26 protein-coding genes and 2 pseudogenes are annotated in these 22934 nt (G+C 65.9%); 14 read left to right on the forward strand and 14 right to left on the reverse strand.

From position 1 onward, the window contains the following. Window positions 1–4: 4 nt before the first annotated feature. Window positions 5–922: an acetoacetate decarboxylase family protein gene (locus tag ACYVKL_RS03285; RefSeq protein WP_379171277.1), complete on the forward strand. Its 918-nt coding sequence runs from the start codon at window positions 5–7 to the stop codon at window positions 920–922. A 34-nt stretch (window positions 923–956) separates the two neighbouring features. Beyond that, on the forward strand, window positions 957–2555 hold the full coding sequence (locus ACYVKL_RS03290; RefSeq protein ID WP_379171275.1) for a succinic semialdehyde dehydrogenase: 1599 nt from the start codon (window positions 957–959) through the stop codon (window positions 2553–2555). 21 nt (window positions 2556–2576) lie between these two features. On the opposite strand, the gene ACYVKL_RS03295 is transcribed toward ACYVKL_RS03290, so the two are convergent. Then, entirely contained in the window at window positions 2577–3188 is a 612-nt protein-coding gene (locus tag ACYVKL_RS03295; protein WP_379171273.1) for a TetR/AcrR family transcriptional regulator, read from the reverse strand. A 222-nt stretch (window positions 3189–3410) separates the two neighbouring features. On the opposite strand from ACYVKL_RS03295, the pseudogene ACYVKL_RS03300 reads away from it, so the two are divergent. After that, window positions 3411–4364: pseudogene (locus ACYVKL_RS03300) on the forward strand (alpha/beta hydrolase). Window positions 4365–4405: 41 nt separating this feature from the next. Here the strand turns inward: ACYVKL_RS03300 and ACYVKL_RS03305 are convergent. Then, the gene (locus ACYVKL_RS03305; protein ID WP_379171271.1) at window positions 4406–5377 is read right to left on the reverse strand and encodes a helix-turn-helix domain-containing protein; all 972 of its coding nucleotides are present in this window, start codon (window positions 5375–5377) and stop codon (window positions 4406–4408) included. Between the two features lie 266 nt (window positions 5378–5643). Between ACYVKL_RS03305 and cysD the strand changes: the two genes are divergently transcribed. Genes cysD through ACYVKL_RS03330 form a run of 5 tightly spaced genes read left to right on the forward strand, consistent with a single transcriptional unit; the run spans window position 5644 to window position 11553 of the window. Then, a complete protein-coding gene (gene cysD / locus ACYVKL_RS03310; protein ID WP_379171269.1) occupies window positions 5644–6549 on the forward strand; it encodes a sulfate adenylyltransferase subunit CysD in 906 nt (301 codons plus the stop codon). After that, entirely contained in the window at window positions 6549–8411 is a 1863-nt protein-coding gene (gene cysC, locus ACYVKL_RS03315; protein WP_379171268.1) for an adenylyl-sulfate kinase, read from the forward strand. Before cysD ends, cysC begins: the two co-directional genes overlap by 1 nt. Beyond that, a complete protein-coding gene (locus ACYVKL_RS03320) occupies window positions 8411–9607 on the forward strand; it encodes a hypothetical protein (protein ID WP_379171265.1) in 1197 nt (398 codons plus the stop codon). The genes cysC and ACYVKL_RS03320 overlap by 1 nt, the downstream gene beginning before the upstream one ends. Further along, window positions 9604–10401, forward strand: a complete 798-nt coding sequence (locus tag ACYVKL_RS03325) for an SDR family oxidoreductase (protein WP_379171263.1) — start codon at window positions 9604–9606, stop codon at window positions 10399–10401. The genes ACYVKL_RS03320 and ACYVKL_RS03325 overlap by 4 nt, the downstream gene beginning before the upstream one ends. Before the next feature lie 12 nt (window positions 10402–10413). Next, the gene (locus ACYVKL_RS03330) at window positions 10414–11553 is read left to right on the forward strand and encodes a sulfotransferase family protein (RefSeq protein ID WP_379171491.1); all 1140 of its coding nucleotides are present in this window, start codon (window positions 10414–10416) and stop codon (window positions 11551–11553) included. Between the two features lie 54 nt (window positions 11554–11607). Here ACYVKL_RS03330 and ACYVKL_RS03335 read toward each other — a convergent pair whose 3' ends face one another. The 8 genes from ACYVKL_RS03335 to ACYVKL_RS03370 form a co-directional block, all read right to left on the reverse strand. Continuing rightward, window positions 11608–12003, reverse strand: a complete 396-nt coding sequence (locus ACYVKL_RS03335; protein ID WP_379171261.1) for an SgcJ/EcaC family oxidoreductase — start codon at window positions 12001–12003, stop codon at window positions 11608–11610. 190 nt (window positions 12004–12193) lie between these two features. Further along, entirely contained in the window at window positions 12194–12673 is a 480-nt protein-coding gene (locus ACYVKL_RS03340) for a hypothetical protein (RefSeq protein WP_379171259.1), read from the reverse strand. A gap of 88 nt (window positions 12674–12761) precedes the next feature. Continuing rightward, complete coding sequence (locus ACYVKL_RS03345; RefSeq protein WP_379171257.1) at window positions 12762–13232, reverse strand: hypothetical protein; 471 nt, start codon at window positions 13230–13232, stop codon at window positions 12762–12764. 121 nt (window positions 13233–13353) lie between these two features. Then, a complete protein-coding gene (locus tag ACYVKL_RS03350; RefSeq protein ID WP_379171255.1) occupies window positions 13354–13674 on the reverse strand; it encodes a hypothetical protein in 321 nt (106 codons plus the stop codon). Between the two features lie 61 nt (window positions 13675–13735). Continuing rightward, on the reverse strand, window positions 13736–14161 hold the full coding sequence (locus tag ACYVKL_RS03355; RefSeq protein WP_379171253.1) for an SRPBCC family protein: 426 nt from the start codon (window positions 14159–14161) through the stop codon (window positions 13736–13738). Window positions 14162–14194: 33 nt separating this feature from the next. Continuing rightward, window positions 14195–14860 carry a class I SAM-dependent DNA methyltransferase gene (locus tag ACYVKL_RS03360; RefSeq protein ID WP_379171489.1) on the reverse strand — a complete coding sequence of 222 codons (666 nt, stop codon included), beginning with the start codon at window positions 14858–14860 and terminating at the stop codon, window positions 14195–14197. 185 nt (window positions 14861–15045) lie between these two features. After that, window positions 15046–15717: a hypothetical protein gene (locus tag ACYVKL_RS03365; protein WP_379171251.1), complete on the reverse strand. Its 672-nt coding sequence runs from the start codon at window positions 15715–15717 to the stop codon at window positions 15046–15048. Window positions 15718–15962: 245 nt separating this feature from the next. Next, window positions 15963–16391 carry a hypothetical protein gene (locus tag ACYVKL_RS03370; RefSeq protein ID WP_379171249.1) on the reverse strand — a complete coding sequence of 143 codons (429 nt, stop codon included), beginning with the start codon at window positions 16389–16391 and terminating at the stop codon, window positions 15963–15965. Between the two features lie 216 nt (window positions 16392–16607). On the opposite strand from ACYVKL_RS03370, the gene ACYVKL_RS03375 reads away from it, so the two are divergent. Together ACYVKL_RS03375 and ACYVKL_RS03380 are read left to right on the forward strand one after the other, a co-directional pair. Next, window positions 16608–17006, forward strand: coding sequence for a DUF4870 domain-containing protein (locus ACYVKL_RS03375; protein ID WP_379171247.1), 399 nt, complete (start codon window positions 16608–16610; stop codon window positions 17004–17006). Between the two features lie 158 nt (window positions 17007–17164). Further along, window positions 17165–17539, forward strand: a complete 375-nt coding sequence (locus ACYVKL_RS03380; RefSeq protein WP_379171245.1) for a VOC family protein — start codon at window positions 17165–17167, stop codon at window positions 17537–17539. A gap of 17 nt (window positions 17540–17556) precedes the next feature. On the opposite strand, the gene ACYVKL_RS03385 is transcribed toward ACYVKL_RS03380, so the two are convergent. After that, a complete protein-coding gene (locus tag ACYVKL_RS03385) occupies window positions 17557–17895 on the reverse strand; it encodes a hypothetical protein (RefSeq protein ID WP_379171243.1) in 339 nt (112 codons plus the stop codon). A 267-nt stretch (window positions 17896–18162) separates the two neighbouring features. Here ACYVKL_RS03385 and ACYVKL_RS03390 point away from each other — a divergent pair, with 267 nt between their 5' ends. Further along, on the forward strand, window positions 18163–18723 hold the full coding sequence (locus ACYVKL_RS03390; protein WP_379171242.1) for a hypothetical protein: 561 nt from the start codon (window positions 18163–18165) through the stop codon (window positions 18721–18723). A gap of 69 nt (window positions 18724–18792) precedes the next feature. On the opposite strand, the gene ACYVKL_RS03395 is transcribed toward ACYVKL_RS03390, so the two are convergent. Beyond that, window positions 18793–19005 (reverse strand): hypothetical protein, encoded by a 213-nt coding sequence (locus tag ACYVKL_RS03395; protein WP_379171240.1) that lies wholly within the window; start codon window positions 19003–19005, stop codon window positions 18793–18795. Then, on the reverse strand, window positions 19002–19517 hold the full coding sequence (locus tag ACYVKL_RS03400) for a hypothetical protein (RefSeq protein ID WP_379171238.1): 516 nt from the start codon (window positions 19515–19517) through the stop codon (window positions 19002–19004). The genes ACYVKL_RS03395 and ACYVKL_RS03400 overlap by 4 nt, the downstream gene beginning before the upstream one ends. A 122-nt stretch (window positions 19518–19639) precedes the next feature. Here ACYVKL_RS03400 and ACYVKL_RS03405 point away from each other — a divergent pair, with 122 nt between their 5' ends. Both ACYVKL_RS03405 and ACYVKL_RS03410 read left to right on the forward strand, forming a co-directional pair. Further along, window positions 19640–20446 carry an LLM class flavin-dependent oxidoreductase gene (locus tag ACYVKL_RS03405; protein WP_379171236.1) on the forward strand — a complete coding sequence of 269 codons (807 nt, stop codon included), beginning with the start codon at window positions 19640–19642 and terminating at the stop codon, window positions 20444–20446. Between the two features lie 159 nt (window positions 20447–20605). Then, window positions 20606–21583, forward strand: a complete 978-nt coding sequence (locus tag ACYVKL_RS03410; RefSeq protein WP_379171234.1) for a hypothetical protein — start codon at window positions 20606–20608, stop codon at window positions 21581–21583. 156 nt (window positions 21584–21739) lie between these two features. On the opposite strand, the pseudogene ACYVKL_RS03415 reads toward ACYVKL_RS03410, so the two are convergent. Continuing rightward, window positions 21740–21889: pseudogene (locus ACYVKL_RS03415) on the reverse strand (nitroreductase/quinone reductase family protein); the annotation flags it as partial. An 84-nt stretch (window positions 21890–21973) separates the two neighbouring features. Here ACYVKL_RS03415 and pip point away from each other — a divergent pair. Further along, entirely contained in the window at window positions 21974–22927 is a 954-nt protein-coding gene (pip, locus tag ACYVKL_RS03420; protein WP_379171230.1) for a prolyl aminopeptidase, read from the forward strand. Window positions 22928–22934: the final 7 nt, after the last annotated feature.

Raw genomic sequence — 22934 nt, forward strand, 5'->3', positions numbered from 1 at the left:
CCCGATGGCACTTACCCCTCAGGAAACAGTCGAGGTCTCCCTGGGAGGACGCACGGTCACCGTCCCGAAGGGCGGCCTGTACGACCGATATCGAATGCAGACCGATCTCGACGAGATCGCGCGCGATCCGCGCGTCAGCAGCGTGGACTTCTTCCGCCGGACACCCAAGACGGAGGTCGACTCCCCGATCGGCAGGACGTTCACCCCGAACTTCTACTACCGGGTCTCCACCGCCCGCCTGGTGATGCTTGCCCGTTCCCGCACTATCCGCACCCGGCTGCCGCGGGAGCTTGCGCCGCTCGAGGTCGCACCGGGCCTGGGTTTGATCTCGGTCATGTTCTTCCGCTACGAGGTGTGCGATATCGACTTCTACACCGAAGCGGCGGTGGGCATCGCGGTACGTCCGGCGCGGCACGGGCGGCTCGGATTCGTCGATCTGCTCGCCGGTATCGACGACGACCACCTGCATTCGTATGTGTTGTCGCTTCCGGTGAGCACCGACATCGCCCAGGTGCGCGGCCATGACGGCTACGGCTTTCCCAAGTGGGTCACCGACATGGACATCGATATCGCCGCTGACCGCGCCACCGCGCGCGTCGCCAACGAGGACGGCGACACCGATATCGCCCTCTCGGTGGCCACGCCGGCTCAGACCGCCTATCGCAGCGGAGACAAGGTTTCGTCGCTGACCTCCTACACCCGCATCGACGGGGCCTGGCATTCGACGCTGAGCCAGATCAATTCGCTCGCGGCGGGTAGCACGCTGCTCCCGCGCGGTGTCGACCTCGAACTCGGGAACGGCCGCATGGCCGAGGATCTGCGCTCGCTCGCACCGCTCAGCACTGTGCGGCTCGACGTCATGACCGAAGGCCAACTGGCCCTGCACATGCCGGTCCCGACCTCGGTTCGGGCCCGCGCCTAGCGATATCACCACCACCCCCTCCCGGAGATCTGCCATGACCCTCGAATTCGCCTCACCCGCAACAGCTCCCCGCGGTTCCGGACATCCCGCGACAGTGACCGCGGGCCTCATCGAACGCCTCGCCGCCCACGTCGCAGCCGGTGCGGACGCGACTGTGGTCACCAAGACCGCCCCGTATACCGGTGCCCCGCTGGCCGATCTGCCGGTATCGACTCCCGAGGATGTCGAAGGCGCGTTCACGCGTGCACGATCCGCCCAAAGGCTGTGGGCCGCTACACCCGTGCACGAGCGCAAGCGAATCATGCTTCGCTTCCACGATCTGCTGCTCGAGCGCCGGCACGAGGTGCTGGATCTGATGCAGGCCGAGAGCGGCAAGACGCGCCGCGACGCCTTCCTCGAAGTCACCGACATCGCGATCACCGCCCGCTACTACGCCCGCCGCGCCGCCGGGCTGCTCGCGCCCCAGCGCCGCCGGGGCGCCATCCCGCTCTTGACGCACACCACCGAGCTGCGCCATCCCAAAGGCGTTGTCGCCGTGGTGTCCCCGTGGAACTATCCGCTCAGCATGGCCGCCGGCGACGCGATCCCGGCGCTCATGGCCGGCAACGCGGTGGTCCAGAAGCCGGATACGCAAACGGCTCTCACCGCGCTGTGGGCGCTGGACCTGATGCGGGAGGCGGGAATCCCGGCCGATGTCTGGCAGATGGTGGTGGGCCGCGGCAGTTCCATCGGTGACGCGCTGATCGACAACGCCGACTACATCATGTTCACCGGCTCGACGGCCAGTGGCCGCCGGATCGCGCGCGACGCCGGTGTCCGCCTCATCGGCGCCTCGCTGGAACTGGGCGGGAAGAACGCCATGCTGGTCCTCGACGACGCCGATATCGAGCGTGCCGCCGACGGCGCGATCAGCGCCTGCTTCCCCTCGGCGGGCCAGCTCTGCGTTTCCATCGAACGCCTCTACGTCGCCGAACCCATCCGCGAGAAGTTCGTCGCGGCCTTCGTCGAACGCGCGCGGAAGCTCCGGCTGGGCGCCGAGTACGACTTCGGTATCGACGTCGGATCCCTGACCACGCCATCCCAACTGGAAACCGTCACAGCGCATGTCGCCGATGCAGTATCCAAGGGGGCGACGGTCCTTGCGGGCGGCAGGGCACTACCGGACCTCGGGCCGTTGTTCTACGAACCGACGATTCTCGCCGGCGTCACCCCCGAGATGACGCTCTACGCGGAGGAGACGTTCGGGCCCGTCGTTTCGATCCATCCCTTCGACGACCTCGATGACGCGGTCGCGCGGGCGAACGCCACACCGTACGGTCTCAACGCCAGTGTCTGGACTCGTGACGGCGCGAAGGGCCGGGCCGTCGCCGCCCGCCTGCACGCGGGCACCGTCAACGTCAACGACGCGTTCGCCGCCGCGTGGGGCAGTATCGACGCGCCGATGGGCGGCATGGGCGACTCCGGCCTCGGCCGGCGCCACGGCGCCGATGGTCTGCTGAAATACACCGAGTCGCAGACGGTCGCCCAGCAGCGCGTCATGGGCTTCACCCCACCGGCCGGCATCTCCTACCGCCTGTGGGCCACCATCCTGACCGCGTGGCTGAAAGCCATGAAGCGCGCGGGCGTTCGCTGAATCCTTGACGCGCTGGGCTTCTCAAGCGACGACGTGCGGCGGGGTCGGTCCCTGGTTCGACACACCGAGTACCGCGTAGACCGCCCCGCGCACCCGATCGGCGACGTCATCGGCGGAGATGGCGTCGAGCTTGCCGTCCAGGTGCAAGAAAGCCAGACCGTGCACCAGCGACCAGACCGCAATCGCCATCGACTCCGGGTCGGAGGCGGGAAAGGCTTGCTGCACAATGTTTTTGACGTACTCGTGAATCGCCTCGGTGGCCGCCACCCGTTCCGGGCTGGTCGGATCGCAGGGTTCGGCGAACATCACCCGGAACAGCCCTGGCCGTTCCAGCGCGAACTGGACGTATGCGATGGCGATCGTGGCGAGGTCCTCGGCGGTGACCGGCGCGGGATGCGCCGCGGCCAGCCGGGCGGCGAGGTCGCGGTACCCCACGGCGGCGACGGCGGAGAGCAGGGCATCGCGGTCGGCGAAATGGCGGTAAGGAGCGGCGGTCGAGACACCGGCGCGCCGGGCCGCGGCGCGCAGCGACAGTTCGGCGGCGCCGTTCTCCTCGAGCAGCTCCACGGCGGCACGCAGCAACGCCGTGGGCAGGTCGCCGTGGTGATACGGCTGAGCGGTCGGCGATGTCACGGGTTCTAATCTATCAAGCGCTGGTGAGGTCTCGATTGGGTCCGTGCCGACTCCGAATACCTCTGCGGGCCAGAACATTCCGCCGACGGGGGATATCAGACTCGGTGAGACCGACTTCCGTTGCATGACTCCATTGACAGTCCAGCAACCAGACAGCTAATGTCAGCGCCGAACTCATCTCCTCATCCTTGCGTGGCCCCGCCGTCGTCGAAGGAGAGCGTCATGCCGGAAATCGAGCCGGTCCTCGAGCGTGAGGCTCGCGACTTCGCGAAGGCGACCGATACCCCGCCTTTTCTCTTCCAGCTACCACCGGCCGAAGGCCGCAAAGCCGTCGATGAGGTCCAGTCGGGTGCGATCGACAAACCGGCGATCGACGAGGAGTGGATCACCGTCGAGGGCGGCCCGACGGGCTCGGTGCGGGTCCGAATCGTCAAACCGGCCGGTGCGACCGGCACGCTTCCGGTCGTCTTCTACATTCACGGAGCCGGCTGGGTGTTCGGCAACGCGCACACGCACGACCGGCTGGTGCGTGAGCTCGCGGTGGGGGCCGACGCCGCGGTGGTCTTCCCGGAGTACGACCTGTCCCCGGAAGCGAAGTATCCGACCGCGATCGAACAGAACTAAGCCGCCGCGCAATGGGTGTTCGCGCACGGCGCCGAAAAGGGGCTCGACGCTTCACGATTCGCGGCCGTCGGCGACTCGGTGGGCGGCAACATGACCGCCGTGCTCACCCTGATGGCCAAGGATCGCGGTGATGTGCGGATCGCCCACCAGGTGCTGTTCTACCCGGTCACCAACGCGGACTTCGACACCGCGTCCTACCACCAGTTCGCCGAGCACTACTTCCTGGCCAGGGAGGGCATGAAGTGGTTCTGGGATCAGTACACCGAGAACGACGCACAGCGCGATGAGATCTACGCATCCCCGCTCCGCGCATCGGTGGAGCAGCTGAAAGGTCTGCCGCCCGCACTGGTGATCACCGGTGAGGCCGACGTCTTGCGCGACGAAGGCGAAGCCTATGCCGCAAAACTCCGCGAAGCCGGCGTCCCGGTTACCCAGGTCCGATTCGGCGGCATCATCCACGACTTCGTGATGATCAACTCGATGCGCTCGACCCAGGCGGCCACCGCGGCTATCAAGCTGGCGCAGGACACCTTGCGCGCGGCGCTGCACTGATCGAAGCACTCTCTATCGATCACGCTCGTGCGCGCGGCTTTTCAGCTGCGTAGAGCGGTGGCGACGGTGTCGGCCGCGGCGATGGTGGCCGCGGCCAGGTCGCGGAGGCCCGCGGCGGAGAGGTTGGCGTCGGGACAGGCGACGATGGAGGCGATGACCGGGCCGTCGGGGGAGAAGATGGGGGCGGCGAGGGAGACGACGGCGTTGGTGTCGCCGAGTTCGTCGGGGAGATAGTCGATGGTGATGAGGTCGGCGATCATGGCGCTGAGGCGGTGGCGCAGGGGGTCGGTGACCGGCGAATTGCGGAGTGCGCCGAGGGCTTCCAGCATGGGGGCGGAGTCGTCGGCCAGGCGTTCGACGGAGTAGCCGCGGGCGGCGATGGCGTCGAGGACGGCGGCGAGGCGGGTGCGGTGGCCGGGGTCGGCGGCGGCCAGCCAGGCGGCGCGCTCGGATTCCGGTGCCCAGGCCACGAATTCGCGGCAGACCGGTGGGGCGAAGGGCATGCGGCGGGCCGGGCGGATCCAGGGCGCGGACGGGGTGCCGAGCACCTCGGTGATGACGATCGCGTCCAGGCCGGTGTCTGCTGCCGCGGCATTGTTCCCGGGTCTTCCGGGGCGCATGCCGCCCTGAAATTCTCTTTCGGCCAGGAAGACCGGCACGGCCTGGTCGTGGGCGAGCGAGCGCATGGCGTCGAGGGCCAGGGTGCGCACGGGGAACGCGGTGTCGGCGCGGCGGGCGACCGCGAGCAGGCCCAGGCCGAGGCTGTAGTTGCCTTCGGCGTCGCGCAGCGTCCAGCCGTCGGCGCACAGCTGGGTGAGCACGGCGTGCGCGGTGGCGCGGGACATGCCGGTGGCGCGCACGATGCGGGCCAGGGACAGGCGGTCGCCGGAATGCCGGGACAGCAGCTCGATCGCCTGCACGACCCGGTGGGTCGGCGGCGACGCGGCGGCCGGGCCGGGCGCCGTCACCGGGCCGGGTGCGGAAGCCACTGGAGCGGCGGTGGATTCAGGCAACTCGATTCCTGCTGATGTCGGTCCCGGCGGTGCGGGAGGGGCGCGCGGGAATCGTATCGGTCGATGTATCGGTCACTCACACCGGAGTGAGTCCCGCCGGCGGATCCCGGTGATAACGGTGCGCGCAATTTCGGGCGCGGGTATTGACCGTCGCCCGGATACCGACCTATCGTCGGTGTCACATTATCGAACAATAGCGTCGAATATTCGACACCGCAAGGGTGAAAGCCCCCACGGATCGACAGACGCGGCGAATGGGACGAGAGATGCGCGCGGGATATGAGCTGTCGCACCTGAACGCCTTGGAGGCGGAATCGGTGCACATCATTCGGGAGGTGGCGGCCACCTTCGAGCGACCGGTGCTGCTGTTCTCCGGTGGCAAGGACTCGGCGGTCATGCTGGAACTGGCGCGGCGGGCGTTCTGGCCCGCGCCGCTGCCGTTCGCGCTGCTCCACATCGACACCGGGCGAAACTTCGACGAGGTCATCGACTTCCGGGACCGCACCGCGGCCCGGCTGGGCGCGCAACTGCTGGTCGGCAGCGTGCAGGACGACATCGACGCCGGCCGGGTCACCGAACGCCCCGGCGAGACCCGCAACCGGCTGCAGACCACCACCTTGTTGCGCAGCATCCGTGAACACCGCTTCGACGCGGTGTTCGGCGGAGCCCGGCGCGACGAGGAGAAGGCGCGCGCCAAGGAGCGGGTGTTCAGCTTCCGCGACGAATACGGTGCCTGGGATCCGCGGGCGCAGCGCCCCGAGGTGTGGAACCTCTATAACGGTCGGCATCAGAAGGGCGAGCACATTCGCGTCTTCCCGCTGTCGAACTGGACCGAGCTCGACATCTGGGAGTACATCGACCAGGCCGAGGTGGAACTGCCCCCGCTGTACTACGCGCACAACCGCACCGTGGTGCGGCGTGACGGAATGCTGCTGGCGGAGAACCGATTCCTGGAATTCGGCGCCGACGAGCAGCGCTTCGAGGCCACCGTGCGCTTCCGCACCCTGGGCGACGCCGACTGCACCGGCTGCGTGGAATCCGACGCCGCCACCCCCGCCGAGGTGATCGCCGAAACCGCGGTCACCCGCCTCACCGAGCGCGGCGCCACCCGCGCCGACGACCGGATCTCCGAGTCCGGCATGGAAGATCGCAAGCGAGAGGGCTACTTCTGATGCGCCGCAACCTGTTACGGCTCGCCACCGCCGGCAGCGTCGACGACGGCAAGTCGACCCTGATCGGGCGGCTGCTGTTCGACTCCAAGAGCCTGTTCAGCGATCAGCTCGACGCCATCGAGCGCGCCAGCCTCTCACGCGGCGGCGACGGACCCGACCTGTCGCTGGTCACCGACGGCCTGCGGGCCGAACGCGAGCAGGGCATCACCATCGATGTCGCCTACCGCTACTTCACCACGCCGCGACGCAAATTCATCATCGCCGACACCCCCGGGCACGTGCAGTACACCCGCAACATGGTGACCGGCGCGTCCACCGCGGACCTGGCGCTGATCCTGGTCGACGCGCGCAAGGGCGTCTCCGAGCAGACCCGCCGCCACGCCTTCCTGTCCTCGCTGCTGGGCGTGGGGCACCTGGTGTTGTGCGTGAACAAGATGGATCTGGTCGACTGGTCCGAGCAGCGGTTCGAGGAGATCCGTTCGGAATTCGCCGATTTCGCCACCAAGCTCGATGTCGGTGACCTGAGCTTCATTCCGATGTCGGCGCTGCACGGCGACAATGTGGTGGACGCCTCCGAGCGCACCGCCGGCTGGTATCCGGGCCCGCCGCTGCTGCGGCACCTGGAGGAGGTGCACGTCGCCTCCGACCGCAACCTGATCGACAACCGGCTGCCGGTGCAGTACGTCATCCGGCCGCACGGCGAGAACCAGCGCAGTTATGCGGGCACCGTGGCGGGCGGCATCTTCAAGCCGGGCGACGAGGTCGTGGTGCTGCCGTCGGGTCGCAGCAGCCGGGTCAATCAGATCTGGGGTCCCGGCGGCGGCAAGGTGGACGAGGCGTTCACCGGCATGGCGGTCTCGCTGACCCTGGACGACGAAATCGATATCGGCCGTGGCGATATGCTCGCCCGTCCCGGCAACCAGCCGCACACCGATCGCGAACTGGACGCCATGGTGTGCTGGTTCTCCGACGACACCGAACTGCGGGCCGGGAACTCCTATTCCATTCGCACCGCCACCCAGACCTCCAAGGTCGAGGTGAGCGATCTGGACTACCGGCTCGATGTCAACACCCTGCACCGGCAGACCGACGCGGACCTGCTGGGCCTCAACGACATCGGGCGCGTCACGTTGAAGAGCCGCCAGGCGCTGCTGTTCGACCCCTACCGCGAGAACCGCGCGACCGGCAGCTTCATCCTCATCGACGAGGCCACCAACCAGACCGTGGCCGCGGGCATGATCACCGGACGCTCCACCGGCGCACCGAAGATCGGGCACAAGGCCTCGAACGTGGTGTGGCACAGCTCCGCGGTGGAACGCGGACAGCGGCTCAGCACCGGCGCGACCGTGTGGCTGACCGGGCTGTCGGGCTCCGGGAAGTCCACCATCGCGGTCGAATTGGAGCGGCAGCTCATCGCCTCCGGGCAGCCCGCCTACCTGCTCGACGGCGACAATCTGCGGCACGGGCTGAACAAGAACCTGGGCTTCACCGACGAGGACCGGCGCGAGAACATCCGCCGCGTCTCGGAGGTGGCGGCGCTGTTCGCCGATGCGGGCGTGGTCGCGATCGTCTCGCTGATCAGTCCCTTCCGCGCCGAACGGCGGGAGGCGCGCAAGCTGCACGAGGCCAAGAACCTGCCGTTCCGGGAGGTCTTCGTGGACACTCCTCTGGAAGAGTGCGAACTGCGCGACCCGAAGGGCCTGTACCAGAAGGCCCGCGCCGGCGAGCTGCCCGAATTCACCGGTGTCAGTTCACCGTACGAGCGGCCGGAGTTCGCCGACCTGACCATCACCCCCTCGGACGGGACGCCGTCCGAGATCGCCCATCGAATTCGAGAGACACTAGGGATCGCTGACCACTGATGACAGATATCGACAAGGCCGAACTGCCGCTGACCGAGCCGTTCCTCGCGGCGGTCGCGGAGGCCGAGAAGCTGATCGCCGCCGCGGATTTCATCCGTGACCCGCACGACCTCGCGGAGGGCTACGACTATTTGCAGGGCAGCATCGCCGCGGTGCTGCAACTGTCGCGGGCGCACGGCACCTCGCACCCGTACTTCGTGTCCTCCACCGGGCCCTACACCAAGATGGGCCTGGACAACCCGGACACGCTGTACTACCACGCCACCATCGAGCCGGGCGCGGAATACCTGCTCACCGGGGTGCGCGGCAGCACCACCGACCTGAGCTTCCAGGTGCTCAAGGGCGACTACACCGCCACCGATGTGCCCAACGGCGACGACGCCTTCGACGACCGGCGGTTGCAGATCGACGAGGACGGCAGCTACCAGCTGCGCTTCGGTCCGCCCAAGGAGAACCCGGAGCCGAACTACTTCACCCTCGGCGAGGGCGCGTCCATGCTGGCCGTGCGCGAGGTGTACGGCGACTGGAACGCCGAGCGCAAGGGCAGCATTCGCATCGAGCGGGTCGACACCATCGGCACCGCGCCGGCCGAGGCCGGGGTGGAACAGCTGCGCAAGCGGTACCGGGCGGCGGGACGCATGCTGCTCACCCGCGTGCACACCTGGTTCAACTTCCCGAAGTGGTTCTATCTGAACCTGCCGGTCAACACGTTGACCGAGCCGCGGTTGACGCCGGGCGGGCTGAGCACCCAGTACTCCTCGGTCGGTCACTTCGAGCTCGAGGACGATCAGGCGCTGATCATCACCGTGCCGAAATCCGATGCGCCGTACCAGGGTTTCCAGCTGGGCAGCCGCTGGTACGTGTCGCTGGACTACGTCAACCACCAGAGTTCGCTCAATCATCAGCAGGCGCAGGTGGATCCGGACGGGATGATCCGCATGGTCGTCTCGGCGCGGAATCCGGGTGTCGCCAACTGGATCGAGACCACCGGGCGCAAGCTGGGCATTCTCCAGTTCCGCTGGCAGCGGGTCGGCCGCGTCATCACGCCCGAGGACGGGCCCACCATCGAGCTGGTGCCGTTCGAGAAGGTGGCGGAAAGCCTGCCGCACTATGACAACAATCGAATCGATGAGGCCGGTTGGCGTGAGCGGATCGCCGCACGCCAGCGCGCCTTCGCGGAAAGGATGCTGGGATGAGTCGTCTGAAGACCGGACTGCTGGACGGCAAGGTCGTCGTGGTCAGCGGAATCGGACCCGGTCTGGGCCGTTCCATCGCGCTGGAGGCCGCGGCCGCCGGCGCCAAGGTCGTGCTGGCCGCGCGCACCGAGTCCAAGCTGAAGGAGGTCGCCGAGGAGATCGCGGCCGAGGGCGGCGCGGAGACCCTGTGTGTGCCCACCGATATCACCGATGAGGCGACCGTCGAGAACCTCGCCAAGCAGACCCTCGAGACGTTCGGGCGGGTCGACGCGCTGGTGAACAATGCGTTCAAGGTGCCGTCGATGAAGCCGCTGGCGCGCACCGACTTCGAGCAGATCCGCGAGAGCGTCGACCTGACGGTGCTCGGCAATCTGCGGATGACGCAGGCGTTCACGCCGGCGCTGGCCGAGACCAAGGGTTCGATCGTGATGGTCAACTCGATGGTGCTGCGGCACAGCGAACCCCGCTACGGCAGCTACAAGATCGCCAAGGCGGCGCTGCTGGCCATGTCCCAGACCCTGGCGACCGAGCTGGGGGAGAAGGGCATTCGCGTCAACAGCGTGCTGCCCGGCTACATCTGGACCGACCAGCTCAAGTGGTATTTCGCCGAGATCGCCAAGAAGTACGGCATCACCGAGGAGCAGGTCTACCAGCAGACCGCGTCCAAGTCCGACCTGAAGCGGCTGCCGCTGCCCGACGAGATCGCCCAGACCATCGTCTACCTGACCTCGCCGTTCGCGAACGCCGTCACTGGGCAGACCATCGACGTCAACTGCGGCGAATACCACGTCTGAGCAAGGAGTTTCATCACCATGACCGGACGTACCAACGTCGGCACCGTCGAGGACCTGCACGCCTCGGCCACCAAGGTCTGCGGTCTCACCGACTTCGGATCCGACGACCACCACGAGGCGCTCGGAGTCCTGCTGGACTCGTACCAGCGTGATGCCGGGCTCACCGAGATCGGCTCCAAGATGAGCCGCTACTTCCTGCGCGGCGCGCTCGTCGCCCGCGCGCTGAGCGAAGCCTCCTGGAAAGCCAACCCGAGCTACGGCGAAACCAAGGTCACCCGACCGATTTTCGTCACCGGCCTGCCCCGCACCGGCACCACCGCCCTGCACCGCCTGCTCGCCGCCGACCCGCAGCACCAGGCCCTGGAAATGTGGCTCGCCGACTTCCCGCAGCCGCGCCCGCCGCGTGACACCTGGGCCGACAACCCCGTCTACCAGGCCGTCGACAAGGGTTTCGCCCAGCACCGGATCGAGAATCCGGAATTCATGGGCGTGCACTACATGACCGCCGCCGAGGTGGAGGAGTGCTGGCAGCTGCTGCGCCAGACGGTGAAGTCCATCTCCTACGAGTCGCTGGCCTACCTGCCGACCTACTCGGAGTGGCTGCGCAAGCAGGACTGGACCGACGCCTACACCCGGCACAAGCAGAACCTGCAGCTGATCGGCCTCGGCGACGAGCGGCGCTGGGTCCTCAAGAACCCCAGCCACTTGTTCGCCCTGGACGCGCTGATGAAGGTGTACCCGGACGCGCTGATCATCCAGACCCACCGCGACCCGGTCACCATCGTCGGCTCCTCGTGCAGCCTCTCCGAGCAGGCCACCGCGGGCTGGTCCACGACTTTCGTGGGCGAGAAGATCGGCTCCTCGCAGCTGGAACTGTGGTCGCGCGGCCTGCGTGAGTTCAACTCGGCCCGGGCCCGCTACAACCCGGATCAGTTCCTGGACATCGAGTTCGACGAACTGCGCGCCGATCCGTTCGCCACCGTCGAGAAGATCTACTCGAAGTTCGGGCTCGACTACACCGACTCGTCCCGCTCCGCCATGACGGCGCTCGACGAGGAGAGCAAGTCCGGCGACCGCAAACCGGTGCACAAGTATTCGCTCGCCGACTACGGCCTCACCGAAGACCAGGTCCGAGCCGAATTCGAGCTCTGACAGAACGAATCCCCGACGGCCGGACGCGTTTTCGCGTCCGGCCGTCGGTGCGTCTCAGGCGACATCTGCAGGCGCGGCCAGCGCCGCCTGCATCGCCACTCCGTCTATGTAGGTGTGCTTTTCGAGCACCGCCCCATCACGCACCAGCACCATGTCGGCGATATCGATATCGACCGGGCTCCCGGTGACAGCGGTCCCCGACAGCCTCCACCGCACTACCCAGAAGTCATCCCCGACCCGCAGATCGACCAGGTTGAAGGTCAGATCCGGCACCAGCGCGAAGTTCTCGGCCGCAGCCGCGCGAATCGCCTCCCTCCCACGCGCCGGCTCCCGCCCGGAGTGCAGGTGGAAAATCGAATCGGGAGTGTGCATTTCGGCAATCCGGTCCGGATCGCGATCCGCCCAACAGGCGTGATAACGCTTGAACAGGTCTCTGACGGCATCCGACATGACAAGAGCCCTTCAGGAAAAACGAACAGACTGACTGTCCGTAAAGCTCAGAATACCGACCGAGCCTCCCCGAACCGCCTCGATTCCACCAACTCTCGCCCCTACGGCCTCACCGAGGATCAGGTCCGCGCCGAAGTCGCGCTCTGGCCTACGCCAAGTGGCCGGACACGCTGTCGTGTCCGGCCTGCGGTCACCCGAGGCCGATGGCGGAGCTGCCGGTGCCGCTGCCCGTGGTGAGCAACTGCTGCAGCTTGCCGCATCCGGTTGGGGTGGGCGGGGTCTTCGGTGTGGTGCCGGCTTGGGTGGGTTTCACGTCCACGGTGATGGACTTCGTGGTCTGGCCGTCGTCGGCGGTGAGGACGTGGCTGCCCGCGGTGGACGGGATCCAGGTCATTCCCACCATCGGGGTGTAACCCGGGACTGCGTCCGTGCGGGCGCCTCCGATGCACGCGCCATTGTCGGAGAAGATCACCCAGCGCGCTCCGGCCCCCTGCGCGGTGGACGCGTACAGGAGGTAATCGGTGCCTGCATAGTATGGGCTGGTCGCGGTGGCGACCCAGAAGTCGTGGACATCGGCGGTCGCGGTGGGGGCGCCCGTGGTGACGGCGGCGAGGCTTGCGGCCAGTCCGGCTATGCCCCAACCGATTCGGTGGCTGCGGTGGATATGCATGGTGATCGTTCTCCTGATCAGCTCCCCGCGAGGTCGGGTCGGGGAACGGTGCTGTGAGCGCATCGCGGCGGCAGACCTGTTCGGCGGTCTAGCCGGCGCTCCCGGAGTTGAGGAAGCGTTCCAGTGGACTGCAACCGCTCGGTTGGGCGGGTGTGGCGGGCACGGTTCCTGCGGGTGCGGCCAGGACGTCGACGGCGAACGTCTGGGTGGTCCGGCTGTCGTCGGCGGTGAGAACGTGGTGGCCCACCGTCGATGGGACCCAGTTCACTTTCGCGACCAGAGAGACGGAATCGACGTTTTGGACCGGCTTCGTCCACATGCCGCCGAGGCACTGGCCGTTGTCGTAGAGGCTCACCCATCGCAGCCCGCCCGTCGACACGGTCGTAGCGAGCAGTTCGTAAGAGGTTCCGACGTAATAGGTTTGACCGGTGGGATAGATCGCGAGCGTGTGGACGTCGGCGGACGCGGTGGGCGCGCTGACTGCGGCGACGGCCATGATGGCGGCCAGTCCTGTTGTGCCCCAGCCGATTCGGCGGCCAAGGCGGGTACGCGTGGTCATCGTTCTCCTGGTTCGGGTCCCGAGGTTCCGGGGTTGCCGAACGCTACCGTTCGAAACTAGTGAAACGTGGCGATTTCGGTACCTGGGGCTGCCCCGAATTACCGGGGGTTGCCATCGGCATTCAGCGCTTGCGGCGCAGAGTGCGGTCGTAGTCCTCGAAGCGGGCCTTGGCGATCATCGATCGCGTCGGATTCCCGATCAGATCCCCCTGGGCGCACAACAGTTCCTCTCGGCTACCCAGCAGCCAGCTCCCATCCGGCAAGCTCACGATGCGCGCATTGCTGCCGTCGATCTTCTCGGTCCCGATCACCGGCCCGGCGAACTCGCTTACCGCCTCGGTAAGCCGCCCCCGCTCACCGAGCTGATGGTAGGTCGGGATCGATGGGTACTTGGTGAGACTGTTGACCGCCTCCAGATTCGCGCTGCGCACATCGAAATTCATCGCGCCAGTCTCGCGGCGCGCCATCTGCCGAGTCCAGCGGTTTTACGGCCCACCCACGCAATCAGCTGGGCGCTGTGTCATGCAGGGCGGCGGCTTCGATCGCCTGCTTCATCTCCATGATTCCGAGCTGGGTGCGGATGCGAATCTCCGGCGCGACGGAGTCGGGCAGAACATCGGTGATCCATATCAGCCGCCCGCGCTCGCCTTCGCCACGAACCTCGAACGATGCGTGGTGGTAGTCCAGCGGAGGCCGGGCCCCTTCCGCGACGGAGTAGGCCAGCCGACGCGCCTCCTCGTCGATCGCGACGATCAGTTCACGAATGACGTGCCCGTCGGGAAACGTCAGAAACCGTTCGCCCGCTTCGACTCTGGTGCCGACCACACGCCCAGGAAGGAGCCGCTCATGCACGGCCCCGACATCGCGCACGACGTCCCAGACGAATTCCGGCGCAGCCTCGATCACGACTTCGTGGCGGATGGTGGCCATAACTCCCTCGTCTCACGGCAGGACATGATCACCCTATGCCGACGACGTCGGCACCTTGCTGCGCGCGAGAATGATGCCGCCGAGCGGGCTCTCGGCCGAGGTCACAGTTCTGTCAGCCTCAACGGTGAAGCCGGCATCGTCGAGCCACACACGCATTCGGTTGCGCTGGCGACGATGGACATGGAGATGCATCGGGTGCCCGCCGTAGCCTTGGGTTTTCAACTGCGAGTCGTCTCCGACATGGAAGCCGAGCAACAGCGGCCCGCCTGGGCGAAGCACGCGCCGGAAGTGGTCGAACACAGAACCGAGCTCGTCATCGGGGACGTGGATCAGTGAATACCACGCGACCAGGCCGGCGATCGAGGCATCTGCGAGCGCGAGATTCGTCATCGAGCCGACTTCGAACCGGAGGCCGGGATGATCACGGCGGGCCACGTCGATCATCCTGGGCGACAGGTCGATTCCGAACGCATCCACATCCAGCTGACGCAGGTGAGCGGTGATCCGCCCCGCCCCGCAACCCACATCCGCGACCAGCCCTCCACCCTGAATGCGCACCATATCGGCGAACGATGCCAAGGCTGAGCGCTCTTCTGGCGTTTCATCCATCAGGTGACGGGTGAGGTCTGCATAGGTAGCCGCAACCGTGTCGTACGACATCCGCGTGTCATCCAGCCAGCCGTCGGCGTTCGCTTCCATGCCCACGGTCGAAGGCTACCCAAGAGCTCGACCGGAACAGCCCTAGCTCAGGGCTAGTCGATTGCGGCGCAACCGATTCCAATATCCGTCCATGCCGCTCACCGCGCCGGCCGGCGCAGGTTGGGCAAGGATCAGTTGGCCGAGTCGTTCCGAGGCGCCGGGTTGCTCGGTGCCGATTCCGCGGATCAGTTCTGGCAGACCGGGTAGGCGGCTGCCGGGTGGCAGTGGGCCGGGCAGGCCAGGATGTAGACCATGTTGCCCAGAAGGAATCCGTCGTCGAATGCGGCGGGGTACTCGACGGAGTCGTCCAGGTCGTCGCGGAGATAATCGGAGAACTCGAAGTTCTCGGGGACCTGGCAGACGAAGGTCAGGTCGGTTCCGCATGGGCAGCAGTACTGCTCACCGTCCTGTACCCAGTACGGTGCGCCGCCGACCTTGAAATCCTGAAGCGGGGAGTTGTCGTTGTGGTGGTCGACATCTTCATACCGCTGCAAGGTCAGGCGACTCGGCCGCAGAAAGGAGTCCGGGGTTTCCGCAGGTAAGCCGTTGCACTGCAGTAGAATTCGCCAGAATGCATGGGAGTTTGCGGGTGGCTTGTCCCAGAATTGCTCCGGCAGTTGCGGATCGGCGGGGGAGAAGCACGCGTCGCTCTCCAGGGGGCATTGAAAGACGAGCAGTTGGTCACCACCGAAATGTGGGACGTCGTCGGGGATCCGGATTTGAAAGTACAGGGCCATCCCGGCGCCGCAGTCGCAGACCGGCCAGGGTTGTCTTGCATCGAGGACCGGCCATCCGCCGATTGTGTTGCAGTCACCGGCGACGGCGGGCTCGTCGCTGACGTCGATCACATAGGTCATCGATGTTGTCGAACTCATTCTTCCCCGTTCCTCTGTCGTGCTCGGTCAGCACTCAGGCGAACGATAACCAAGATCTCTGACACGCCGAGGTGGACGATGTGCGCTCGTAGCAAGGTTCGGGGAGGTTGGCGAAGGTGGTCAGCCCGTCACCCCGGCGGGAGGGCTTCGCGGGAACGGTTGTGTTCTTGCATAACGTGACTTGCGTGGGAGTGCCGGGCGTTGTGTACGCCCGGCGGGTGGGGCGCTCAGCTTCCGGGTGCCATGCTGCCAGTGTTGAACAGGCGATCCAGGGCGCCGCAGCCGGTGGGCTTGGGGCCCGGGGTTGCCGGGGTGCTGCCGGTGGGGGTGGGCTGGACGTCCACGGCGAGGGTTTTGGTGATCCTGCCGTCATTGGCGGTGATGGTGTGGGGGCCCGGCGTCTGCGGGATCCAGTTCATGTACGCATAGGGGGGTCCTTCGAGGTCCGAATTGGATATTATTCGCGTGCTTCCGATGCACTGGCCGTTGTCGTAGAAGCTGACCCAGCTCGCTCTATCGCCCCTTGGGGTCGATACGTAAAGGCCGTACTTGGCTCCGGTGACGACGGTTTGATCCCCGGGGTAGATCGAGAGGGTGTCGATATCGGCGGAAGCGGCGGGAGCGCCGGAAACTGCAACCGCCACGGTGGCGGCCACTCCTGCTATGCCCCAGCCGATTCGGTGGCCGGGGCGGGTATGGGCAGTCATCGTTCTCCTGGATCGCTTGGCGAGGGGTCGGGGAACGCTACCGTTCGGAAAGACTGAAACGTGGTGATTTCAACAGGTGGGTGTGCCCCGAGTTTCTGGGGCTCGATGTGGGTTCGTGCTGAAAGTTGGGATCGGTAGGGGGCGCACTCGGCATCTACTTACCCCATGACATCTTCTCAGTACCCCGCAAACCAGCCGCAGTCCACCGGCTTGGACAAGAAGACCAGCGCGATCCTCTCCTACGCGCTGGGCTGGCTCACCGGAATCATCTTCCTGTTCGTGGGAAAGAACGACCCCGACGTGAAATTCCATGCCTCCCAATCGATCGTCTTCTTCGGGGCGGTCTCGGTGCTCAATATCGTGTTGAGCATCGTCGGCTCGCTCCTCGGCGCCCTGGGGATCATCTTCAGCCTCGCCGGCCTCGGTGTCGGGGTCCTCTCGCTCGTCGTCTGGATCATGGCCATGGTCCAGGCGAACAACACCGGCGGTGTCCGCGCCCCGCTTCCCATCGTCGGAAAGTTCACCGCCCCGTATGCCGACCAGTTGGCCCGCTCGGTCAACTAACGACATTCCGAAGACCAACGGCCCGAGGCTATCTCGGGTCGTTGGCGTTCGTGCGGTCGCCGGCGAACGGCCGTCGACCCGCCGTCGAGCTCTGCTGTGATATCCATGATGGCGCGGCCCTCACGAGAGGCGGGGCCGCCAGATGTCTCGGGGGAGCTATGACCGCAATTGCCAGATTCGGTGCGATCGCACTCGACAGCCGCGATCCGCGTGGCCTCGCGCAGTTCTATCGCGCACTGCTGGATTTCGACCTGCGTTACGAATCAGATGAATTGGTCGTGCTGCAGGGCTCGAAGGTGACGTTGACGATCGAGCACGTGGCCGACCACAGGCCGTCGGACTGGCCGGGCAATGGGGTGCCGAAGCAGATGCACCTCGATCTCTTCGTCACCGATCTCGATGCCGCGGAGCAGGCGGCCATCGACTGCGGCGCAACCAAACCGGAGTTCCAGCCCGCCCCCGATCGCTGGCGGGTACTTCTCGACCCGTCGGGCCATCCCTTCTGCCTCACCTGCCCGCCCGGTGCCAACTAGCGATTCGGCGCAGGGAGTTATCGGATCGGTCCGACATCCTCGGCGTTCCCGCCCGTAGTTCGACCGGCGTCGTCGATCGCGCGCGTCAGGCGTGACACCGCTTCGCTGTCGTCGTGAACTGACAAGGCCTGGTTGACGATCAGCCAATCCGGGATGTCGTCGCCGCGGGCGTACTTGCGAAAACAGTTGTAGATCGCGTAGTAGGCGAACTCGACCGGGTCGGGGAAGGTCAGATCGTCATCTTGCAGTGCGGTGATGGGCTCGAGGTAGCGGTTGGCGATATCGGCGAGATCCACACCGGCGCGGGCGGAGCGAAGGGCATCGGCCGGGAGCTCGACATCCACGTGGTGCCGCATGCCGACAACCGAGTCGCGGTAGCGGAGCGGGGCGCGCCGGCCCCGGACGTAATCGATCCAGGTCGGCAGGGCATCCTCGCACAGCGCTAGGTGGACCTGTCGTCGGCGATCAGCTCCCAGTTGGAGGAAACGCCTCGCACTACCGCTGGGTGCCGGCGGGCGGTGGTCGACGCGCCGAGGCTTTGGTGCTTCATGGCCTGGGGGTCGGCGGCGAGAATCATTAGGGATGGCTTCGCTCCGAGTTCGAAAAACACAGGATGGGTGGTCATGGCATCTGGTGACGGCGACTGGTCAAAGCCCGCGATGATGGCGATCCCGAAGGAGGGGTACTTCGAAGTCGAGCAGGGGCGATACGGCCCGATCTTTCCCAGAACTCCGGCGTGCTACGGGTTTTCGATCATTGCAAAAGTCATACCCGGGCGCGAGGACGCTATCCGCGAGCATGGCAGAACGTTGGAGGCTGCGGTAACAGCCGACCCCGAGGTGCTGGCGCCGCTGAAACTGCACTACCTGAGGTGGCAGCTCTTCGAGATCGAGGGGGCGACGTACTTTCAGTATCAGGGCATCTTCGACACCGACTTCGACAAGTACACCGAGGATGCGGTGATGCTGTTCAGCCAATCGGGCATCACGACTACCTTCGAGAACCTGGAAGGATTCCCCGCGGACTGGCGAGAGCGCCCCCAGGGGTTCGTCGATTTCGTGCGTGCCCATCATGTTCCGAGCTTCGTCGAGTACGGCGAGTATCCGTATGTGACATCGGCTGAGATCAAGAAGGCGCTGCGGCTCAAGGCGGCGTTCTCCGACATGCTGGATCAGATGCAGTAACCCGGACCACGACAGTCGATGCACTGCCATGCCGCATACCGTTCGTTATGGCCGGTGGCAGCGTTGCTCTCAGTCGGCGACGGTCACGTAGAAGAACGTATTCGGCCAGCGGATTTCGCGGGGCATATCTTCGTCCAGCCAGTCCTGATGGACACCACCGTCGAGTTGACCGACCCCTTCGCCCACGATCACGCGCCACGTCCGAGGCTGAAGTTTGCCGATTACCCGACAGGGAAGGCTGTTGGGCACGGCGGACAGGTGGACTGTGTAACGCAGAGTCATAGCTCGGACCATGCGACCTCGAACCATGGCGAGGTTCGGCCGGCTATCAGCTGGAGGTGGAAGTCGGGGCCGTCATGTGTCCGATCCTCTTCGGGATCGGTGAGTTGACTGATGGTGCAGATGTAGTCGCCGTTCGGGAGCTCGATACTGGACCCGTAGATGTCCTTGTCATCGTCCACGGCGGAGTCCGCGAACTGGGCAGCCATGGTGACCGTGTCCAAATTGACGACGACCAGCTCACCTTGCGTCACGGTGATCGGGCCGGCAATTTGCCGGATGATCGGCAGCCGCGGATCCACCGGCGAATCCGAAAGGTCGATCCGCCATTGCTCCTCGCCGCCGGTTCCCCAGAGCAGCACCGTCCGCTGCCGCATCTCCGATTCGACGCGCTCGAACAGCGCCTCCAAGGTCCAGTCCTCGCCCACGAACGACGTGTAAGCGTGTGGGTCGACAAGACCGAGAAACCCTGATTCATCGGTCATTTCGTCGATCCGATGCTGAAGCTGCGCCATGCGGTAGTCCTCCCGGATTGATCACCGAACCATAGCGGGAAAGCGATCGCGGCTGCACCGATGATTTTCGGGTAGGTGCGTCGTCGAAGCCTCTGGAGAGATCGGATGACAGGAGTCGAGAGATGACAAGGCCGTTTCGATTCGGGGTTGTTGCCCCGCTCAGGACCGACGTGCCGACCTGGCGGGATCGCGTGCGGCGCATTGCCGACAGCGGGTACTCGACGCTGTTGGTGCCGGACTTCCCGCAGATGCAACCGGCGCCCGGGCCCATGCTGGCCACCGTCGCGGCCTTGACCGACATGCGGGTCGGCAGCTGGGTGTATGCCTCGCCATTGCGTCCTGCGTGGCTGACCGCGTGGGAAGCGCACTCGCTGTCGCTGCTGACCGAAGGCCGGTTCGAGATGGGTATCGGGACCGGCAGGCCGGGGATCGAGGACGAGCTGCGCGACAAGGGGATGCCTGCGGTGCCGCCGCCGGGAGAGCGACTGGAGCAGATCCGTGAGACCGTCAGGGCGCTGCGGGAACTCGACGGTCCCGACCGGCACACGCCCGTGGCGATGGCCGTCCTCGGTCCGAAGGCTCAGGCGTTGGCGGCCGAGGTCGCGGACACGGTCACCTTCGTGCTGGGGGACCAGCCTCGGGGCGAAGTCGAGCGGCTGGCACGCGAATTCCGAGCCACCGCGGACGTCGAACTCGCCCCCGCAGTGCCGGTTATCGGGGACACTGTCGCGGCGCACATGGCGCACCCCGCCACCGACACCGCTGCCCTGCACGCGGCAGACGCGATGACCGTGCTTCCGGAGGATCCGGCGGCAGCCATCGAGGAAATCCTGCGGCGGCGGGAGGAGATCGGCTTCTCCTACTTCGTCTTCGGCGCCGACTTCGCTGAAAGGTTCGCTCCGGTCGTCGCGGAGCTCGCCGGACGGTAGTCCGGGCGTTGTCGGCCACTGGCAGTGCGCGCTCATGCCGAGTTGCGGATGGCCCTCTGAGTGGTTGGGGCTCTGCGACTTTGGATTGTCTACCGGACTCACACGATCTCTCCACACTTGGTCGACGGATCGGACACAACTGGTCGATACATTGACCGCGTGTCTACTCGTGATACACCGTGGAATCGCTTGAACCTTCTCGCGGACATATTGCAGGGCGTTGCCGTCGGCGCGCTGGCTCTCGCGTGGGCGGCGATCGGGATCGGACTGTACTCGGACCCGGGAGCGGATCCACGGTTCGATCTCGAAGCGGGCGGCCGCTTCGCGGCCGGCTTCTTGGTCTATGCGCCGTTCCTGTTGGTGATCAGCCCGGTGCTGGCCGTCACTGGCGTGTTAGGGCTGTTGCCATACCGGTTCGCGCCTGGCGGCACCATTGTGGGTGGGGTAGTTGCCAGTTTGTTCGCTCAGTGGGTGGGAACCGAGCTGTACTTGTCCGACTACAAGCGGGAGTTACCCGGATGCCTCGAAACGAGCTTCGGTGCTGCGTGTTTCGCAGTTGCCGTAGCGTTCACGGCGGCCTTCTTGCGCTTGTATAGCAACCGATCCGGTCGGACGCGTGTCGCTTCGATTCGAGGCGGAGCAGGGCTGGCGGTCGCCGTTCTCGTCAGTGCCTGGGTCACGATTCCGCCGCTGATCGCGGGCAGTGGCACCCCGTCCGGTGTCCTGGCTGGGATCGTCACCGACCCCCATTGCGGCAGGAACTTGTCGGACTGGACCGACGAGGGACGGGCGACCGTCTACAAGGGCGACGCGACGACACAGTCGTATCCGCCGAAGGATATGCCCGACACTCGGTTCGGGGTCGTGGTCACACTGCGTAACGGCACGGGCAGCGTCGAAACCACCCCACCGACCGCGATCTCGTTCCGAGACGAGCTGCCATTTCGTTCGGGTCCGCCGGCAACCGAATTGCTGCTGTCTCGGCCTAACACAGGCAACGGGTTCGCGTTTACTCGCATACGCGATCCGAAGTGTGAGACCGGCAGTAGCCGGGTGGTTTCGGCGACCTACATCTATGACGACTACGGCAGAACGAACACGCCTCAGATTCGGGGCACGGTATCTCGTAGCGAGTAACGCGCTGGCAGGGGTGTTTGACAGCCGTCGCTGATCTGGATGTCCGCACATGCCGCGTAGCGCGCGGTTCGGACCGGCCAGGCCGCCAGCGGCCGAACTCGGGGATCATCCGAATGCCGACCGATCCTGCACCGCCGTCCGGGGTGCGCGCTCTGTTCAGTCCCGTGGGGTCAGCAGGACCAGCGGGATTTCGCGAGTGGTGCCCTGTTGATAGGCGGCGTAGACGTCATATTTCGCGGTGACTTTCGGCCATAGTTCGGCTCGTTCCTCCGCGGTCGCCGTTCGGGCGATCGGCGAGCCGGCCGGGAACACGGCACAAGGCAACCAGGCCGGCCGAGTCGCGGTATTGGAGAAACGCGACAGCCTGGACTCGGGCGCTACTGTCGAGGTGTGTCGTTGACTGGGGTGTTTGCGCCGATCGAGCCGTACGCCAGTGGGATGCTTCCGGTGGGTGATGGGCATGAAATCTATTGGGAGGCATCCGGGAATCCGGAGGGGAAGCCTGCGCTGTATCTGCACGGTGGGCCGGGCGGGGGTATGGGGGCTGGCTATCGTCGGCGGTTCGATCCCGAGAAGTATTTGATTGTCGGGTTCGAACAGCGTGGTTGCGGGCGGAGTCGACCACTGGCCGAGCCCGATGTGGTCGCGTTGGCTACCAACACCACTCGGCATCTGATCGCCGATATCGAGGCGTTGCGCGGGCATCTCGGTGTTCGGCAATGGCTGATCAATGGTGTGTCGTGGGGGACCACGCTGGCGCTGGCTTATGCGCAGGCCCATCCTGGGAGGGTCAGCGAACTGGTATTGATGGCGACGACATTGACCACGCCGGATGCGGTCGAGTGGATCACCGAGACGGTGGGGTGCCTGTTTCCTGTCGAATGGGATGCCTTCCGTACTGCGTCCGGTGCGAGCCCCCGTCAGCGCCTCGTCGACGCCTACTATGAAATGCTCACCGGTCCTGACGAACAGACTCGGGCACGGGCGGTGGATGCCTGGGCGGCGTGGGAGGACGCTCACGTCTCTCTCGGACAGACAACCTCGGTCAGCCATCATGATCCGTTGTGGCAGCGGACGTTTGTCGTTTTGACGGTGCACTACTGGAAGCACGCAGCCTTCCTCGGGGCTTCCGAGTTGCGTGACAAGATGTCCGCGCTCACCGGCATCCCCGCAGTACTGATCCAAGGCAAGCTCGACGTGAGTGGTCCCGCGGCTGCGGCGTGGAATCTGCACAAGGCCTGGCCCGGAAGCCGATTCGTGCTGATCGAAGACGAAGGTCATGGCGGTCCGAAGATGGTCCAGGAGATGATCGCGGCCATTGACGAATTCGGTGACAAGCGCTGAACAATGC

It is taken from the genome of Nocardia tengchongensis (assembly GCF_054781395.1).